Origin of the sequence: Hymenobacter roseosalivarius DSM 11622, from assembly GCF_900176135.1 — a bacterium.
Classification (GTDB): Bacteria; Bacteroidota; Bacteroidia; order Cytophagales; family Hymenobacteraceae; genus Hymenobacter; species Hymenobacter roseosalivarius.
The window spans coordinates 1-17,982 of record NZ_FWWW01000112.1 but is presented as its reverse complement, the minus strand read 5'-3'; the positions used below and the strand labels follow the sequence as shown (position 1 = coordinate 17,982).

The 17,982-nt window shown below is 56.0% G+C and carries 18 protein-coding genes and 1 pseudogene; 12 read left to right on the top strand and 7 right to left on the bottom strand.

Going from position 1 to position 17,982, the window contains the following annotated elements:
- Positions 1-396: 396 nt before the first annotated feature.
- Positions 397-2,148 (bottom strand): DUF885 domain-containing protein, encoded by a 1,752-nt coding sequence (locus B9A24_RS21055; protein ID WP_084448071.1) that lies wholly within the window; start codon positions 2,146-2,148, stop codon positions 397-399.
- Positions 2,149-3,333: 1,185 nt separating this feature from the next.
- On the opposite strand from B9A24_RS21055, the gene B9A24_RS21045 reads away from it, so the two are divergent.
- From B9A24_RS21045 to B9A24_RS21035, 3 genes are all read left to right on the top strand, one after another.
- A complete protein-coding gene (locus B9A24_RS21045) occupies positions 3,334-3,918 on the top strand; it encodes a hypothetical protein (protein WP_084448066.1) in 585 nt (194 codons plus the stop codon).
- Positions 3,919-3,982: 64 nt separating this feature from the next.
- Positions 3,983-4,819 (top strand): S1 family peptidase, encoded by an 837-nt coding sequence (locus B9A24_RS21040; protein ID WP_084448064.1) that lies wholly within the window; start codon positions 3,983-3,985, stop codon positions 4,817-4,819.
- A 2-nt stretch (positions 4,820-4,821) separates the two neighbouring features.
- Complete coding sequence (locus B9A24_RS21035) at positions 4,822-5,403, top strand: recombinase family protein (protein WP_084448061.1); 582 nt, start codon at positions 4,822-4,824, stop codon at positions 5,401-5,403.
- On the opposite strand, the pseudogene B9A24_RS21030 reads toward B9A24_RS21035, so the two are convergent.
- Positions 5,404-6,224: pseudogene (locus B9A24_RS21030) on the bottom strand (DNA/RNA non-specific endonuclease).
- A 311-nt stretch (positions 6,225-6,535) separates the two neighbouring features.
- Here B9A24_RS21030 and B9A24_RS22495 point away from each other — a divergent pair.
- Positions 6,536-8,884: an ATP-binding protein gene (locus B9A24_RS22495; protein ID WP_234997594.1), complete on the top strand. Its 2,349-nt coding sequence runs from the start codon at positions 6,536-6,538 to the stop codon at positions 8,882-8,884.
- A gap of 210 nt (positions 8,885-9,094) precedes the next feature.
- Here B9A24_RS22495 and B9A24_RS22175 read toward each other — a convergent pair whose 3' ends face one another.
- Positions 9,095-9,268 (bottom strand): hypothetical protein, encoded by a 174-nt coding sequence (locus B9A24_RS22175; protein ID WP_159452131.1) that lies wholly within the window; start codon positions 9,266-9,268, stop codon positions 9,095-9,097.
- A gap of 102 nt (positions 9,269-9,370) precedes the next feature.
- On the opposite strand from B9A24_RS22175, the gene B9A24_RS21020 reads away from it, so the two are divergent.
- The 3 genes from B9A24_RS21020 (at position 9,371) to B9A24_RS21010 (ending at position 11,500) form a co-directional block, all read left to right on the top strand.
- Positions 9,371-9,643: a hypothetical protein gene (locus B9A24_RS21020; RefSeq protein WP_084448059.1), complete on the top strand. Its 273-nt coding sequence runs from the start codon at positions 9,371-9,373 to the stop codon at positions 9,641-9,643.
- Positions 9,644-9,720: 77 nt separating this feature from the next.
- The gene (umuD, locus tag B9A24_RS21015; protein WP_084448056.1) at positions 9,721-10,191 is read left to right on the top strand and encodes a translesion error-prone DNA polymerase V autoproteolytic subunit; all 471 of its coding nucleotides are present in this window, start codon (positions 9,721-9,723) and stop codon (positions 10,189-10,191) included.
- A complete protein-coding gene (locus B9A24_RS21010) occupies positions 10,175-11,500 on the top strand; it encodes a Y-family DNA polymerase (protein ID WP_084448054.1) in 1,326 nt (441 codons plus the stop codon). Before umuD ends, B9A24_RS21010 begins: the two co-directional genes overlap by 17 nt.
- Before the next feature lie 66 nt (positions 11,501-11,566).
- Here B9A24_RS21010 and B9A24_RS21005 read toward each other — a convergent pair whose 3' ends face one another.
- Positions 11,567-12,019, bottom strand: a complete 453-nt coding sequence (locus B9A24_RS21005) for a hypothetical protein (protein ID WP_084448052.1) — start codon at positions 12,017-12,019, stop codon at positions 11,567-11,569.
- Between the two features lie 180 nt (positions 12,020-12,199).
- Between B9A24_RS21005 and B9A24_RS21000 the strand changes: the two genes are divergently transcribed.
- The 5 genes from B9A24_RS21000 (at position 12,200) to B9A24_RS20980 (ending at position 16,077) form a co-directional block, all read left to right on the top strand.
- On the top strand, positions 12,200-12,451 hold the full coding sequence (locus B9A24_RS21000) for a hypothetical protein (protein WP_084448050.1): 252 nt from the start codon (positions 12,200-12,202) through the stop codon (positions 12,449-12,451).
- Between the two features lie 313 nt (positions 12,452-12,764).
- The gene (locus tag B9A24_RS20995) at positions 12,765-13,529 is read left to right on the top strand and encodes a ParA family protein (RefSeq protein ID WP_084448047.1); all 765 of its coding nucleotides are present in this window, start codon (positions 12,765-12,767) and stop codon (positions 13,527-13,529) included.
- Positions 13,526-13,897, top strand: coding sequence for a hypothetical protein (locus tag B9A24_RS20990; protein ID WP_084448045.1), 372 nt, complete (start codon positions 13,526-13,528; stop codon positions 13,895-13,897). Before B9A24_RS20995 ends, B9A24_RS20990 begins: the two co-directional genes overlap by 4 nt.
- 311 nt (positions 13,898-14,208) lie before the next feature.
- Positions 14,209-15,408, top strand: coding sequence for a replication initiation protein (locus tag B9A24_RS20985; protein WP_084448043.1), 1,200 nt, complete (start codon positions 14,209-14,211; stop codon positions 15,406-15,408).
- Positions 15,409-15,849: 441 nt separating this feature from the next.
- Entirely contained in the window at positions 15,850-16,077 is a 228-nt protein-coding gene (locus B9A24_RS20980; RefSeq protein ID WP_159452130.1) for a hypothetical protein, read from the top strand.
- Here B9A24_RS20980 and B9A24_RS20975 read toward each other — a convergent pair.
- The 3 genes from B9A24_RS20975 to B9A24_RS20965 all read right to left on the bottom strand — a co-directional run bounded on the left by B9A24_RS20975 (position 16,052) and on the right by B9A24_RS20965 (position 17,772).
- Positions 16,052-16,636, bottom strand: coding sequence for a Fic/DOC family protein (locus B9A24_RS20975; RefSeq protein ID WP_084448034.1), 585 nt, complete (start codon positions 16,634-16,636; stop codon positions 16,052-16,054). The two genes, B9A24_RS20980 and B9A24_RS20975, sit on opposite strands and share 26 nt — an antisense overlap.
- Positions 16,637-16,714: 78 nt before the next feature.
- The gene (locus B9A24_RS20970) at positions 16,715-17,293 is read right to left on the bottom strand and encodes a hypothetical protein (RefSeq protein ID WP_084448032.1); all 579 of its coding nucleotides are present in this window, start codon (positions 17,291-17,293) and stop codon (positions 16,715-16,717) included.
- Between the two features lie 80 nt (positions 17,294-17,373).
- Positions 17,374-17,772 carry a hypothetical protein gene (locus B9A24_RS20965; protein ID WP_143435159.1) on the bottom strand — a complete coding sequence of 133 codons (399 nt, stop codon included), beginning with the start codon at positions 17,770-17,772 and terminating at the stop codon, positions 17,374-17,376.
- Between the last annotated feature and the right edge of the window lie 210 nt (positions 17,773-17,982).

Here is a 17,982-nt window from a genome sequence, read left to right as displayed (position 1 = left end):
TAAGTGCACATTCCGCGAAAGAGGCCAGCCAGCCAGCAGCCCGGTTCGCGGTTCCGTCCAACTAGAACGGCCCCGACATACGCAAGCCCCCGCCACTCACTGCGCCCACCCGCGCGGCCTGTTCCGCCTGTTATTTACAGGGAACGGTGGCCACCGACAACGCCCGCGAATGGAGTTTACGAAACTCATCTACTTGGCGCGTTTCGTAAACTTTGAATCGTAGACGGGTTTCGTAAACTCACCAGGTGCTGCAGTAGCTTGCGGGCACCTGGTAGCGGGCCGCAGCTGGTGGTTTGCCGAAAGGAGCTACTGGCTGAACTCCACAATCAGCAACCTCCCTACAGTTCCGCATTGCCGGCCCAAGCCGGGAACCGGGAACCGGGAACCGGGAGTAGCTCAGGCCTTCTTCCTTTTTGCTTTGTCCTGCTGTTCTTTAATAAACCGGTCCGTCATTTTTTCCAGGATAGCCAGGGTTACCGAGCCGTTGGAAAGCACCATGTCGTGAAAGGCGCGGACATCGAAGTCTTCTTTCAACGCCACTTCGGCCCGGGCGCGCATTTCCTTGATTTTCAGCTCCCCCATCTTATAAGCCAGCGCTTGCCCGGGCCATAAAATGTAGCGGTTTACTTCGGTGTTCACTTCCAGCAGCGAAAGCGCCGTGTTGTCGGCCAAATACGTAACGGCCTGCTCCCGGGTCCAGCCTTTGGCGTGAATGCCCACATCAATCACCAGCCGGCAGGCCCGCCACATTTCGTACGTCAGGCGGCCAAACAAGCTGTACGGGTCCTTGTAGAACCCCATCTCATGCCCCAGGTACTCGCTGTACAGGCCCCAGCCTTCCCCAAAGGCGTTGATGTACAAATTTCTTCTGAATTCGGGCAAATTGGTTAATTCCTGCGTCAACGACTTTTGCAAGTGATGGCCCGGCACCGCTTCGTGCAGCGTCAACGATTCGAGCGTATACAAGGTCCTGCTGGGCAGGTTCGACGTGTTGACCCAGTATTGACCGGCCCGTTTGCTGCTGATGGGGGCCCCCAAATAGCGGCCCGAGGTATAATTCGGCGCCAGGTAGTCCGGCACCGGCACCACCGTAAACGGCTGGCGGGGCAGCTTGCCAAAGAGCGCCGGCAATTTGCCCTCCACGGTCTTCGCGATAAAGGCGGCATCCTTCAATAATTCATCCGCGGTTTTCGGGTGAAACTGCGGGTCGTTGCGCAAAAAGGCAATGAATTCTTTGAAGTCGCCTTTAAATTTTACGTCGCGAATCACCTTATCCATTTCGCCCCGGATGCGCGCTACTTCCGTTAGCCCAACCTGGTACACCTGCTCCGACGTCAGGTTCGTCGTCGTGAAGTGCCGCACCCGGTCCTCGTAATAGGCCCGGCCGTTGGGAAACCCCGAAGCACCCAGCGTAGCCCGGGCCTTGGGCAAATATTCCTGGTCAAAAAACGTCTTTAATTTCTGGTAGCTGCCAATGACGTCCCGGCGGATAACGAGTCGGGCATTCGCCTGGATAGCGGCCCATTCCGGCGCTGCCATCGAAGCAGGTTGCTTGCTGAACGGCTTCCAGAACGTGGACTCTTCGGCCGTGGCCACGAGGTGCTGGGTGTAGCTCGTTTCGTACCCCTTAAGCACTTCCTTGGGCTGCGTAATGCCCAGGGCGATGCCTTGCCGCATCAGCTGCATGTTTTCATCCACGTACCGCGGCACGTCCTTTAACATAATTAGGTACTGTTCGGCGTCCTTTTTATCGGTGATAATCGTACCCCCAATTCCGGCCAGTCGTGCGTGAAAACCAGCATCGGTTTGCAGGGGGTTGAAGTACGTTTTGTATTGATACTCCGCCAATTCATCCAGCACCTGATGATTGATTAATTCCAGGTTTATCTGGTCATCGAAGGACAGGGCCTTCTTATTGATTGCGGTTAATTCAGCTTCGACTTTGCTGTAAAATTTCCCCTTGTCCACGAAGGTTTCTTCGGTTTGGGAACGCAGCACCTGGCCGCTGCTGCTGTCGCGCACCCATGCTTGCCGCTCAAACGCCTTTATTTCCGCTAGCGCCGCGGCAATGTCCTTCTGCACCGCTTTCTGCTGGGCCTGGGCCCCGTTCGCAAGCAACAATAAGGGGAAGAGTACAGCAAATTTCATGGAGCACGGGGTAAAGGCCTCCCCACTGGAGCGGGGAAAGCCAAGATATGTGGAATTATCGTAGCAGCCCATGTTGGTCCTTTGGGCTCGTGGGCGCCGTGCGCCAACTCAACGCTCGCAGCGGCACGCCCGCTTGGCGTGGGCCCGGGGCCGCGGCCCGTCGGCGGGCCCTAGCTGAAGGCTGGGAAGGCGCAGAGTCACGCGAAGCAGCAGAGCAAAAGCGCATGGGGGAGCGCATGACAGGTGAACCGGTAAGGAACCGCGGCGCGAAATGCGCGGCGCAGTCCCACGGGTGACAAGCAGATGCTCAACTTCCTCCTTTTACACGCAGGAAACCACTTATTGATAACGTCTATCAAAAGGGTAATTTAAACAGCCACCGTCTTTTAGATAGGGTCTGATAAGGGCGGCGTTATCGGACCTTATGATGCGGGTTGATGCGAATGAGGCCTAGCGGGAATAGTAGTAGTTATTCACCCAAGTTTAGTCTTGGTCCAGATCGCTGGCACGCAAGGTCAGGCGATGCGCACTCAAGTGGGTAATGACGTACCGGTTGACGTTTGTTCGGGGCACCGTGTGATGGAAGACGAGCAGGGTGTCGCCGTGACGTGTGACGGGACTCTGTTGACCTTCGGGATAGATCCAGACCATGGTATCCAGCGTTACCCATCGGCCGTCCATGACCTGCCCGCTGGAGGACTCCAGTTCGTGGTCTCGGTTGTAGATCCGCGTGCGAGACGAGTCATAGCGCCAGCGACCCGCTAATACGGCTGGAGGCGGGGCGATCGAAGGGGGCAATGACCGCTGGGTCACACCCACTACTTAGCCAAGCCAGCAGCAGATACAGCAGGCTGCCATAGCCTACCCGTGGGTACCGAGCCATAAGAGTGTCGGGCAGGGAAGTATTTTGCCGCAAGGTAAAGAAGCCTAGCTTGACTCCAGGCATATGAGAGGACCAAGCCGGGTTGTGGCTCCGAAGAGGAGGGCCCATCAGTGTCCAGAAAACGGGCCTTTCTTGGACACTTTCCCGACCCTCGAAATCTGCCTAAAATGGCGGTTTTCAAAGGCTTTCTTAACACCCTTTTTATGGACAGTCTAAATCTTCCATAAAAGGGTGAGGTTTCCAGCTAGGATACGTACAAATCAAGGTGTTCTACATTTACATTATCTTCTTAGACCAAACCCTTGATAGCTCAAAAAATCAATGGCGGGTACAGCTATACATTAGCAACGTACGCCTTAGAGTTCTTGCATAAAGCTGAACATCTGTTTGGTTCAAAAACCAATCACTACACTTTTGGTGGCGTTGAGGTTGCGGCCAATGCCACTCCTATGGTTTGGTATCCTGTTATAGGTGGCCACCAGTATATTATGGCACAGGTAACCCCTGATGCTTTAGAAGACAATCGAGAAGCAATGTTTCAACTCTCGCACGAAATGGTTCATGTCCTGTCCCCCAATGGAAAACCGTTCACAAACAATATTGAAGAGGGGCTTGCGGCTTGGTTTTCGATTCGCATGACAGAAGAATTTGCTCATGATCGATCTTATGCAGAACAAAGTGTTGCAACATCTGCTTATTCTTACCCTTGTCAACTGGTTACTAATTTACTCCTTATTGAACCAGACGCAATTCGACGGTTAAGAATGGTTCAGCCTGTTTTGGGTCTAGTTACCGCTGCTGATTTTGTAGCAGCGGGCTTGACAGCCGTACCACACTGCCTTATTGAAGAGCTTGTAAAGCCGATGAATTATACCCTTATCAATTAAGGACGGAGCTGCTGATGGCACTAGAGTGCTAGGAGACATTATGAAGATTCATTAGACCTTAATTATGGCCTTTATTGGAATAACCGAGGAGTTGTCACTCTACCCTCTTCTTATCAAGATGATGGTTCAAGAGACAGGGACAGAACTAGCTCTAGGTACTGGATTTGTATACGAATATGAGGACTATTATTACCTTATAACTAACGGCCATAATATCACAGGAGTCAATCCAGAAACTAATACTAGGTTATCTAATCATGCTGCCTTTCCAACTGTCATAAGAACGCAGATAAGAGTCCAAGTATCAGATAATGGGGATTCCAAGTTAAGTACAGAATTTAGGGTCCCCATCTATGAAGATGAAGACTATGCACAGCCCCTTTGGTTTGTGCACCCGCAACATCGCTACAGAGTAGATGTAGTTGCTATTCCACTATGCTCTAAAGAGGCGTTTCCAAAAGATGGATCACCGCTGCCTATTAATCATTACAAGGAGTTTACAGCGGAGCCACAAGTGGCTGATGACGTGTATATACTAGGGTACCCATTTGGGATTACTGACCCAGATAAGGTTCCTATCTGGAAAAGGGGAAGTATTGCTTCAGAACCTAATATTCCTTATAAGAATTTACCCATGATGCTAGTTGATACTGCTACCCGCTCTGGTATGTCTGGTTCACCCGTAATTCTAATGCGATCGGGGGTACACAATGCCAAAAACGGAATGGTTACTACCGACACTAGATTCGGCACTGTATTAGGGTTTGTCGGTATTTATTCAGGGCGTATTGGAGCCAAAGAGGAAAATGAGGCCCAATTAGGTATTGTCTGGAGGAAGGAGGTTATAGAGCAAATTCTATCATCTAGAACTTTAGGTACAACAGACTTTCAACGAGTGTAATTATGCGAGCTGCCATTTACGCTCGTGTCAGTACTCGTGACAAAGGCCAGGACAATGAGAACCAGCTGCGCGAGCTGCGGGCCTTCGCGGAGCGGTCGGGCTACTCTATCTACAAAGAGTACTGCGATCAGGAGAGTGGAGGCAAAGCCGACCGCACGCAGTTTCAGCTACTTTTCAAGGATGCCCACCAGCGCCGCTTCGATGTGGTGATTTTCTGGGCCCTGGACCGCTTCAGCCGTGAAGGCGTAACCGAGACGCTCAACTACTTACAAAAGCTATCCTTTGCTGGGGTACAATTCAAATCATTCACTGAGCAGTACCTGGATAGCACCGGCCATTTCAAGGATGCTATCATCAGCATTTTAGCCACGATTGCCAAGCAGGAGCGTGTGCGGCTAGGAGAGCGCACCAAGGCCGGACTGGCAAAAGCTGTTGCCCAAGGCAAAAAGCTAGGTCGGCCAGGTGTTGGCACCGAAAAGCAGCAGCATGTGCTACGACTCAAAGCTACCGGCATCTCCAATCGAGCCATTGCTAGCGCCTTAGGCCTTGCACCAAGTACCATTGCCAAGTATTTGGCGTCCTAATTATTGAGTAGGCCCTTTATCCATGCGGGCTTCCATCACGGTCTGAATCGAGGCAGGAATGGCGGAAAGCAGATCGTAGCCTGTCGCTGACTCAATGGCATCCACCGTCGTCCGGTAACTGCCCCATGCCGTGTTCAGGCTGTTGTCATTCGGCGTATCTACCGCAATCAGGCGGGTAGTAGCACTGACCCGGCTGGCATCGTTGGTTCCTTCTGGCAACACCACGATCACTTTCCAGATCCGCTGGGGCACTGTAACCCGCCCGTTATCCAGCGTGGTCCTGGCACCGCTGGAGCCCACGCCTCCTGTGCCATACTGGCCCATCATGATATAGAGCTCATTGCCTTGGCCTACCAGCGTGCGGCAGTAGTCCTCCAGGCTAGCCATGTCTGCTGGTTGTTACGCGGGGCCTGGGGCAGCATGTTCGTCATCAGGAAGGTCGCGGAATTATCCGCCACGGCAGCCGTCCGATCGGCGGAAGGGCAGTTGTGCCCCCGGTCAAAGCCTGAGCCGGTGTAGCTGCTGGCCGTCACTTGGTACCACCCGCTGGGCAAGCTGTTGTCGGCCCGAAAGTCATCCTGCCGGGAGGCACTACCCAACCAGGCACTGCTCAGATGCCAGCTTACCCAGTTTGGAATGCCCCGGTCGCGATGATAGGAAAGGGCATACTGAGGCTTACTCAGCAGGTAGTTGAAGGGCTGACTGGCATCCGCCGTAGCGCCACTCGGATTCCCCAAGGCCAAGTACTGATCTCTCGTAGGGGTTGTATTCGGTGGCGTGGTGCTGGGTTTTGCCTCTTCCTTGCCACAGCTAACCAACATTGCCCCCCAGAGTACGGCCCCGAGTATTCGGGTCCCCACAGGCCCGCACCACTTGCTCCAATCGTGCTTCATTCCTTGTCTTTAGCTAGTTGGTATCGTAAGGCGAAGGAGTGAATCCTGCCAACGTATGGCCACAAAGTTAGGAGAAAGCGCGCCCGACTACCGCCCACTTATTAGGGGTAAACCTGCCCTCGTTGGGTAGTTGCCGGCACGAGGTAAATGCGTAGCTTGCTGGACTAAGCTCTTGTTGCTCACCACCTTTTCTCTCAACCACGAGACGTCGCTCGCTGCGTAGTCTTGCCCCTGCTGCTATGCGCTCCATTCTCTTGCTGGTGGCCTGCGGGCTGCTGTTTCTGTCTACCCTCACGGCCGCTCAGCTGCCTGAAGACCCCGCCGCATTGCAGAGCAAGCCCCGGCCGGGCTACGGGACGGGGGCAGCACAAACAACTGCGCAGGCTGCTGCCCGCTACCGCTACTGGGAAGCCCCACCTGACTCCCTGCGCCGGGTGCTCACCGAACAACGCGCCGACACGGCCCGCCTGCGCACCCTACTGCACCTGCTGGACCTACAGCTTGAAAATGTCAACCCGAAAGAGGCTGCGGCACTGGCTACCCGGTTGGGCCGCCCCGAGGCCCGCGCCTTGCGCCTGCTGCCGACCGCCCAGGGGAGCGACCCCAAGTTGCTCGTCGCGCAGCTCGACAGCATGAAGGCGGCCATCACCGCGTTTGACCAACTGGGTCGGCCGGTACCCAGACTGCTCAGTGCCTTGCTCCCTAGCTATGCGGCCCTGAACCAGCAGGAGGCAATGCGCACCTACTATCAGACGAAGCGGCGGTACTACCAGGCGCGCGGAGCCACCGAAAACGTCGCCGCCTGCCTATACAACCTGTCCCGCTACTATGTGTACAAGGGCGACTATAACCAATCCATCAGTCACTACCTGCGCGCGGCCGAGCTATACCGTGGGTTTGACCGCTTCAGCTACTACAACCGGCTCATGGGGGTGGGGGCCCGCTACGCCGAATGGGGCAACCCCGCCAAAGCGCTGCCCTATCTCCAGCAGGCCTTGCGCGCGCCGCGCCGCTGGGGGCTACGGACGTATATTTATCATACTATCGCCCGGCTGTGGCTACAGCAGCATGACTACCCTGCCGCCCTGCAAGCCGTCGAGCAGGCCTTGAGGCTGCCGGCTGGAGAGACGAATTTCGGCGTGAGCCGGCCGCATGAAAAGCCTCAGGGGCTCATCCTGAAAAGCGCCGTGCTGCTGGCCTTGGGCCGCACGGCCGAAGCCGGCCCGCTGCTGTACCAGGCCCAGCGCCAAGCCGACTCGCTGCACCTACCCCTGACCGGCCCCGGGGGCAACCTGGAGCTTGACGCGACCTGGGCACGGTACTACGCCGCGCGCGGCGAAGTTAGCCGCGCCGAAACCGCCTGGCTCGAGGCCTACCATAAGGCGCGGGCGAACGGTAACGCGACCCTGCGCCTAAAGTACCTGCGCGAGCTGGCCGGGTTTTATCAGGCCCAGCACCAGCCCGCGCCCGCCGCCCGCTACGCGCTGGCCGCCACGGCCCTGGCCGACACCATGGAAACGGCCCAGGGGGCCCTGCACGTAGCCAGCTACGAGTTTGAGCAAGCCGACCGGGTCCAGCAAGCCCGCATCGCCCGCCTGCGCGAAAGCCAACTGCTGGCCACCGCCCAGGCCCGGCGCCAGCGCCTGCTGCTGGGGGCAACGCTGGCCGGGTCGGCCCTGCTCGCAGGCCTGGGCTATGTACTCTGGCGCAGCAACCAGCAAAAGCAACGGGCCAATGAGCAACTCGAGCAGCAGCAAGCCGCTCTGCGCGCCCAGCGTGATGAGACCGCCCGGGCCCTGGCCGAGTTGCGCATGACGCAAGCGCAGCTCATCCAGAAGGAGAAGATGGCTTCCCTAGGAGAGCTGACGGCCGGCATCGCCCACGAGATTCAGAACCCGCTCAACTTCGTTACCAACTTCTCGGACGTCAGTGCGGAGCTAATGCTGGAGCTACAAGAAGCCCAACTCGCGGGAGATGGAGAGGAAGTAACTGTCCTAGCCGGGGACGTGATCCAGAACCTGACTAAAATCCGCCAGCACGGGCAACGTGCCTCCAGTATTGTCCGGGGCATGCTGGAGCATGCCCGCCCTAGTACCGGCGAGCGCCAACCCACCGACGTAAATGCCCTCTGCGAGGAATACCTGCGCTTAGCCTACCAGGGGCAGCGCACCAAGGACTCCCTGTTTGAGGTGGAGATAACTACCAACTTCGCTCCTGGCTTAGCCCCTGTCCATCTGGTCGCGGCTGACGTGGGACACGTGTTGCTAAATCTATATGCCAATGCCTTCTACGCTCTGCACCAGCGCCGGCAGCAGGGGGAGCCGGGGTATGAACCGACGCTACAGGTAACCACCGAGCACCTAGGAGAGCAGGTAGAAATCCGGGTCCAGGACAATGGGGGAGGCATGGCCGATGACGTCCAAGCAAAAATCTTCCAGCCCTTTTTTACGACCAAACCAGCCGGCGAGGGTACCGGCCTGGGTCTGTCCTTAAGCTATGACATCATTGCCCAGGGCCACGGGGGAACCCTTCAGGTGGAGAGCCAGGAAGGGGAAGGCAGCCAATTCGTGCTCTCGCTCCCGGCTTAGGGGCTCATTCACGATAGGTAGTAGGAGTGCCTTGCGCGACCCCTATTGTTCCGATCAGCCTGCTTTCACTCTTCTGCCTGCCTTATCGATAAGGTTCAAGAATGTCCTCCTCTTAGCTTGGGCTTTGCTTCCTTCCCGGAACAGGCCGTAGTCAGCAGCGCCAGTAGTAGGAAGCAGGAAAGGAAAGGCAAAACATGCCATCACAATACCTTAAGGGTTCTTCTCTCCCTCAAAGATGCTGTTTATCAGGTAGACCGCGAGCAGCAGAACCCCTACGATCACCAGTAAGGAAGCCTTGGAGGCGAAGAAAGGGGTATAGAGCAGAGATAGGGGCAGCCCAGCCAACAAGAAGGCCAGCAGCAAGCCTAAGAGCAATACTTTCATAACGTAGAGTAGTTATCGGATCATGGAACCGGATGAAGGGTGCAGTGATAGAGGCACTTACCCCCTACTCAAACTTGCGACCAACCTGCCCACCTCAACCGCATGCAGTACACCCACTACTCCTTCCGCGCCTTGCCTTTTGCCGACCAACTGTCCGCTATCTGGCAGGAGGGAACGTTTCTGGCCCGCCGCTACGAAGAAGAAGATGCCGTAAACCTATACTACTTCCCCAATGGATTCTTCGTGGAGCTGTACTACGACCAGCTCGCCAATGCCCTCGTCCGCACCCGTACGTTCACCAGCTACTCATCCCTGCTAGACTACGCACCGGGCATAGAGTTGAGCACGTTGGGGCTACCGGACCAGCTCTATTGACTAAAATTATTGGCATAATCTATACTAATTAAGTTAGCAATACGTATCATTGCAGCAAACCCACCTGTGTTGTTGCCATGAGCCGAGTCACTATTCTAAATGTGTTGCGGAAGCCCTTGCTGCTTCCTTTCTTTCAGTCCCGCGTCCCGGCGGGGTTTCCTTCCCCGGCGGAGGATCATTTGGGTGTCAAGCTGGATTTGAACGCCCTGCTCCTCTCCCACCCCCAGGCCACTTACCTGGTGCTGGTTGAGGGCCACAGCATGACGGGCGGGGAATCCGGCATCCGGGACGGGGCCCTGCTGGCCGTGGATTGCCGCCTCCAGCCCCAGTCCAACGATGTGATCATTGCCGTGGTGGAAGGCCAGCACACGGTCAAACGCCTCGTGCAGCGGGGCCCTGATTCCTGGTGGCTGGTCCCGGATAACCCCATGTATCCGGCCATTCCCATCGGGGATGAGCCGGATCTGTTTGACTGCTGGGGCGTGGTCACCCATGTGCTCACCGAAACCCGTCCGGGCAAGCTCTCGCGCTATGTTCGCGTTAGTTGATGGCAACAACTTCTACGTGAGCTGCGAGCGGGCCTTTCAGCCCCAGCTGGAAGGCTTGCCGGTGGTGGTTTTGAGCAACAATGATGGCTGCGTGGTCTCCCGCTCAGCCGAGGCCAAGGCCCTGGGCATTCCCATGGGCGAGCCCTTCTTCAGGATCAGGCCCCTGGTGGCGCAGCACGGGGTGCGGGTGCTGTCCAGCAATTACGCCCTGTACGGGGACATGTCGCGGCGGTTGATGGGTTACCTGGCGGACGTGGCCCCGGAAGTGGAGATCTACTCCATTGACGAAGCTTTCCTGAACCTGACGGGCATGGAGCGCTGGCTGGGTGGACTGGAAGCCTATGGTAGACGGATCCGCCGCGAGATCCGGCAGTGGACCCACATCCCCACCTGCGTGGGCGTGGCCCCGACCAGGACCCTGGCCAAGCTGGCCAACCGGGTAGCCAAGAAAACGCCAGATCTGGAGGGCGTGCTCTACCTGGACTCCGAGGAAAAAAGGCAGTGGGCGCTGGAGCAGGTAGCCGTCGAGGATGTGTGGGGCATTGGGCACCAGTACGCGGCCAGGCTTCACGCCCACGGGGTAACTACGGCCGCCCAGTTGGCCCGCGTGTCGGAGGCCTGGGCGCGTAAGCACCTGGGCGGGGTAGTGGGTGCCCGGCTGGTCAGGGAGCTGCAGGGCGTAGCCTGCCACAGCCTGGCTCCGAGTGAGGATGGCACCCTGTCGCGACAGAGCATTGCCTGCACCCGCACGTTTGGTCAGACCCTGACTGCCTATCCGGAGGTGCTCAGTGCGGTCGCTACTTTTACGACCAGAGCAGCCGAGAAGCTGAGGCGGCAGCAGTCGGCTGTGCAACTGCTGACGGTCTTTATCAGCAAGAACCGGTTTGGTGTGGAGCCCCCACCCTACACGGCTTCCGTGACCCTCAGCCTGCCCGTGGCCACGAGTGACACGGCGGAGCTGATCCGCTATGCCCGGGCCGGACTGCGGCAGATCTGGCGACCCGACACGGCCTACAAGAAGGCGGGGGTGGTATTCGACGGGCTGGAAGCGGCCGGCCAGCAGCAGCTGAGCTTGTTTGAGCCTACCGCCCAGACCCGGCAACGCAGCAAGCTGATGGTTGACCTGGACCAGCTGAATGCGCGTTATGGCGCGGGAAGCGTAGGGTTTGCCGTGGCTCAGCGATACAAGTATAGTAAGGCGCCCTCCTGGGCGGGCAGGAAAGAAATGCGGACGCCCGCCTATACCACTAATCTGGAAGAGCTTTGGCGGATCAACATGGATGGTACCCTGTTGAAGAGCAGAGGGTAAAAAGGCCCCATTGATTATCCCACCTACCGATAAGCGCACGTGACCTACTGGCGCAGGTGTGAGTACTTAGTCCTTGCCGTAAAGCAATTGCCCGCCAGGGTAGGCGGCTGCAGCCTTTTGGAGTTGATCGAAAGCCACCCGACTGACGCCTTGCCTGGCGGTGGAGTAATTCGCCTTACCGGTAGTTTGCTTGCCGGAAATCGGGTAGTCACCCTCGATGGTTATGAGGCTTTCCGGGCCTGCTGAAGTATGTGCCCGAATGGTCAGGGTACTCGGGGCACCAGCGGAGAATGCCTTAGGCTTAGTGACAAGCGTGATCAGTTTTCGATCCAGCGTGGCAATGCTATACCCCTGAGCCGTCAGCACCCGGCTCAGCTTCACGAGTGCATCCTGGCCATTGTCCGGGGTACGGATTATGATCACGTCTGCCTCCTTGGGTGGCGTGTCCATCATCATGGTTTGCGCCTGGGCCACCAGACCAATAAAAAGAAGCAGCAGCGATAACAGGATTATTTTCATCGCCCCAAACTACACAAAGCCGGGCATTATACCTGCCTTTGCTGAGCTAAGCCGCGAAGCTAGCCAGTGTCAGTGGGCCCGGTTCGGAGCTTTTATCGCCTTGGTACGAGCGTAGGTACTGGGGCTTGCTAGGCAGCAGCGGATATGACTAGCTTAGGGGCTCACTCACCTCTACTTTTTATGGCACACGTTCACCAACGCATTATCACCCAGGCAATCAAAGTGTCAAAGGACACCGATATGGAGATTGCCGCTGATTCCCAGGTTGGAAAAGCCTTAGTTGATGGCTATAGCATCACACAGATCAGTCAATCAGTGGTGGCAGATGCCCATCCGTATGGCTACCAGGGTCCACGTAACGGCACGATGTACGCGCTCTTTGTGCTGGAAAAGGAAGATACGCGTGGAGAAGAACTCTTTGGTGCTGCGTAGCGAAGTATCTTATAAGAACAAAAAGCTCTGACCTCACTAGTCGGGGCTTTCTTTTTAAAAGAATAGTGGCGCCTCAACATGGATGGTACCCTGTTAGCCAGTTAGTAAGGACTCGTATGTATCTGGTTCTACTTGTATGTACTACAGACGAAGTATGTAATACATACATTGAATACTAAACAATTATTATATGTAATAAATACATTACAAACTATACATGTTGTACATATGCAGTGTGCGTAGTATATATTGTTTGTCGGGTGTGTATTGAATACAATGTGTATTATTGAGCCGCACTAAAGCTTTGCTTCTGATGAAGACTATCTGCTTTGCCAATCACAAAGGAGGGGTGGGCAAGACGACCTCTACGTTGAATGTAGGTCAGGTACTGGCCAGCCGCGGCTCCCGGGTGCTGCTGATCGACAGTGACTCCCAGACCAACCTGTCCATGTCGTTCGACCGTCAGGGCACCAGGCATCTGGGGGAACTGCTGGAAAGCGACGGGAAGGTACCGATTACCGAGCTGATGGAGGCAGTAGGGGAGGGGCTCCACCTAGTAGCCGCGTCCCCCCGCCTGCAGATGGTCGAGAAGCTGATGGCGGGCAGCTCCGGGCTGGAGTTTGTCCTGCGCGAGGCCCTGGAAACGGTGGAGGACCGGTTCGACTACTGTCTAATAGATACGCCCCCCTCCCTGGGGGGGATAACCTACTCCGCTCTGATTGCCGCGGATGCGGTCTTCGTGCCCATGCAGCCGGAGTACTTTGGCTATAACGGCCTGACCTCCCTGCTGCAGGCGTGCGTGCGGGTGCGCAAGCACTACAACCAGAAGCTCAAGGTAGGGGGGATATTCTTCACCAAGTACTCTTCGAGCTACCGTTCCTCCATGCATCATCAGTACGTGGACCTGATCAACGGGGACGAGCAGCTGGCTCCCCTGGTGATGAATGTCAGCATCCGGCAAAACAACAAGCTGGGGGAGGCGCAGGCCATGCATGAGCCCATTCTGGCCTATGCGCCCGACAGCAATGGCGCCCTGGATTACATCTCTCTCACCGACGAACTACTGGCCCGGTTATGAGCACCCCTCCCAAGCGCAACTTCACGGCTAAAACAGCCCGCCCTACCATTGACACCTCCGCCCTGTACGGCATGGAAGAGGTGCCGGCAGCTCCTGCTGCCCAGCAGGAACCAATAGCTTCCCAAGCGGCACCCACTGTCCCAGCGGAAGATGCCGGGCAGGAGTGGGTGCAGTTCAGCACCTACCTGCGCCGCAATACCTACCTGCGTCTCAAGCAGGCTGAATACTGGGAGCCAGGGTTTATCGTGCGCCAGCAGATTGAGGGGGTCGTCAGTGACCTCCTGGACAAGCTGGAGAGCGCCAACCGCAGCCTGCCGGAGGACCAGCTGCAGAAGCTCCTGCAGAAAAACCGGAAGCTGCGTCCCTGATAGTCTAAAATAGTATTAAAAACCGCGTTTTTAAAGCGGAAATGGACTTTTTTAGACCAGCGGTCTTCACCCTATCTGCTACAAAAAAGACGTTACTAAAAAACGCTACTAGCTTTTTTTTATTACTACTATTAAAGAGTATTATGGGTGCTGTATCTAGCTGATTAACAGGCCGTGGGAAGGCCCATCTGCTACAAAAAAGACGTCATCTGCTACAAAAAAGACGTGGACCTGCTACAAAAAAGACGTGGACCTGCTACACAATAGCCGTTTGCGCACCCTATCTGCTACAAAAAAGACGTTGCTGCTTCATGGATCCTGCCTCAGACAAGCGAATCGCCCAGCATAATGCGCTCATCAATGCCCGGTTCAGCTTCGTACCGTTGCAGATGCGCCTGTTCGTTGCGCTGCTGTCGCGTATTGATTTCGAGGATATTGACTTCAAGGAACACTTCATTCCGCTGGATGAGCTCGTATTTGACCGCCGGGGCGGCTCAGCCTATGAGCAGGTTGATGAGATGTGCAAGGGCCTGGCTTCGTTTACGCTCTACATCGAGGAGTTGGAAGAGAAGACGCGCAGGCGCGGGCGCAAGCCCAGCTACACCTACATACCCCTGATGGCGGAGGCAGGCTACCGGGCCGACCTGGGGGGCGTAACGGCGAGCTTCAACCCCAAGATTATGCCTTACCTGCTGCAGCTGCGGGAGAGTGGTAATTTTACTACTGCTGAGATTCAGCAAGTACTCAAGCTGAAGAGTCCCCAGTCCCTGCGCATCTACTGGCTGCTGAAGGAGTACGCGGACTTTGGCCGCCGTACGATCAGTGTGGAGGAACTACGCTTTGTGCTCGGGATCGAAGAGAACGAATATCCTCGTTTCTCCAATTTCAAGGCCCGGGTGCTGAATAAGGCGCAGAGCGAGATTTCGGGCACCGACATACCCTTCACCTACGAGCTGGAGCGGGAAGGTAAAACGGTCGCCCGAATCAAGTTTCTGTTCCGGCAACTGGCATCATCTGCTACAAAAAAGACGTTGCCCGTGGATACTGAATGGGCTGAGGCCTTACTGCAGATTGGCCTGAGTCAGCGCAGCATCATCTCCATTGCCACTCAACTGGAGAACGATGAGTATGACGTAGGGTACATCGCCTTTGTAGTACGCATCGTGGAGAGCCAATTTCGAAAAGGCAAGATCAAGAAGCCCGCCGGGGCTATCTACAAGGCGCTCGCCGAGAAGTATCTCCTAGAGGACTATGTTCTGGCCAGCAAACCCCGCTCACAGGTGAAAAAAGAACTACCCAAGGCTATGGAGAGACAACCCGAAGTTGCCTTCCGGTTGAGCGAGGTACGGCAGATGTATGATAACCCTGGTCCTTATGCCCAGCGGCGAAAACGAGCTCCCAGCTTCGAGGAACACGTACAAGAGGTGTACTATAATGAGGGCTTTGAGAAAGTACAACGAGAAGGAGAAGACTGGTTGGTAAAAGCATCCAGCAAGAGTGGCCTCGGTTAAAAGGTTGGTACAGAAGTTAAACGAGGCGCTTCCAACCGGGATAAATACCCACTAAAATCCTGCATGCAGCGGCTATCATGCCTGTTTGTTCAGCGATACCTCCGTATTTCTGTACAATTAGGCTGACTGCCTAGCAGGCAGCAATTAAGACAATGAACGGGTCGATTCGATACAGAAAACTTGTTCAATAATCAACGTACAATCAACTTATTCGTCAAGACAGGTTGATTGTACGTTGATTGCTTAAAGTGCTTACCCAATGCTGCTAAACGTCTGGTTTTGCAGTGGAGACGCTTTGCAGTGAAACCACTAATAAGCTCGCCGATTAACTTTTGGACCAAACTTTTAGCCAAGGCCAATGGTGTGCCCTTTTGCCTGGCTACCTGTCTTACCAGCTCATAGGGGAGAGCCCGGGAGCGTACCAAATGGCGCACACGAACTTTGTTGTTATCTTCGTGGTGTGTTTACAGCACCTGCCACCCCATGAAACTTCGCGACCGTTATCCGCAGTTACAGGACCCGGCCGTCGTGAAGGCGATGGTCGTGCGCTCGGTCTATGCGTCCATGGCCCTGGAAAACCAGCTCGTGCCCCTGCACCGGATTGAGGCGCTTTATGACCAGACCGCGGTATTGCCCACTCCTCCTACAGGGGCCGGAGTTGCCCGCTGATCAGCTGCTCCAGCGGGCCTAAGTCATACTCGTCGCCCTGCCTGATGGCCTGCAGATACGCTGTCCGGCTTTCGCCCTGCTCCCGCTGATAGAGCACCACCTCCTGGTACCCATAGTTATACGCCAGCAGATTGGTAAACAGGCGGGCGGTACGGCCGTTGCCATTGGTGAAGGGATGAATCGCCACCAGCCGGTGGTGCGCATAGGCCAGCAGCGCAGCCACCTGTTGCTGGTCGGGTATGGGCAGTTGCTGCTGGCGGTACCGTAGCTCATCCATGAACTCGTAGAGCAGCTGGGGAACCCGGTGAGCGGCAGGAGGGAGGTACGCCCCGACGTTGGGAACCTGTGTCCGCCATTGCCCGGCCCAGTCGTATAAATGGGCGAAGGCCCGCCGGTGCAGCTCCTGCACTAGCTGCACGCTGAGGACAACCGGATACTCCATCTCCTCCAGCAGGAAGCGCTCCACGGTGGCTACCCCCAGCGCTTCCTGCTCGTTGAGTTCCTCTTTCGTGGTAATGCCGCGCAGATTATCTTCCGGGGCATCTGTGTAGTGACCCATAGCGCAGCGTCAGGTTAGTGGATGGCAGCGTGGAGCGAATGGGGTGAATTACATCCTGCCGGAGGGAAGGTAGTAAACCTACTGCTGACTGCCAGGTGAAACGCAGCCAGCAGGCGTAGCAGGAGGGACTGCGGTTGCTTTCTTCTCCAGCTCAGCGAGCAGGATGTTTGCATTTTCCTCGCTCCAGACTTCCTCCTTCAACGTTGGGGGAATCCCAACGAGGCGCGTGAGCTCCTCCTGCATAACATCCCGTACATAGCCGGCATACTGCTCGGTCGTGACAATGCTGTCATGCACCGTGAAAAGAGGAACGCTGTTATGCTTCTCCTTTGCAATGCGCCTGGTAACCACTTGCAGGATGATGTAAGCTTCCAGCAGTTGGAGCAACCGGGGCAGGATCGTTTTATTCCCACGTTTAAAAACCTGGAAGACCTGAGCAATCGTTGGGAACAGCTTGGTGAATTCGGTCTTCATGGGAGAATGGTAGCCATTTCCTGCGAACAAGACTTCAAAAATAGCCGCCTTCGCCTTGTCTTTGCTGTCGTACTCAGCGCCCAGTTCCTGCCCGAACACCTTGCGTAGATAAGCATATAAGGTACCCGTCGAAGTTAGGTGCGCAAAAAGAACAGCATCCTCATTGTCAGCCGATTGGACCAATTTTACTAGAGTAGTGCAGGGGAATGGCTCCCCCGCTCTTTTTCTCTCCTCCTTTATCCTCCTTCCTTCCTTCTCGTACCTTAGCCCTTTTCGGCTTTTTTTTCCTGACCCTGCTCTTCTCCGCCTTGATTTTCGACTTCCGCTTTATGGGTTGAGCTGGTGCTCTCCTGGTAAAAGGCCGGTTGAAGGAGAATATTTGCCAGGTAAGGCTGACTGTTCGCGATGTCTATGGATACCCGGGGTTGGCCTTCGAACGTCAGAAAATTGCGCAGGGGCCCACTCATGTTGGTCAGGGTGGAGTGAAACCGGTTCACCTTGGAATCGACTGACGTCCGCAGCTCCTGGTTTTCAACACACAGAATATTGTACTCGGTGTGGGCGTGTTGCTCCCGGGGATTGCTGTACTCTTCCGCCGGCTTGCGGTAGGTACCCTGAGGTTGGGTCCTGGCCGGCTTTTTCCGCTTCTTCCTTTGTTTCACGGTTCGCAGCACGGGGTAGGCCTGCTGCAGCGCCAGTCGCCGGGCTGCGAACAGCCGGGCTGCTGCCCCGTCTATCTGTAGCCCTTTGTTGGGCTCGAGCCATCGGAGCAGATGCGCATGCCCGGCGGGAATTTCCCGCAGAATCGTCGCTTGCCTGCGCCTGAGTTTGCGAGCAAGCGTCTTGTCTTCTACTAGGCCTTCTTATAGCAG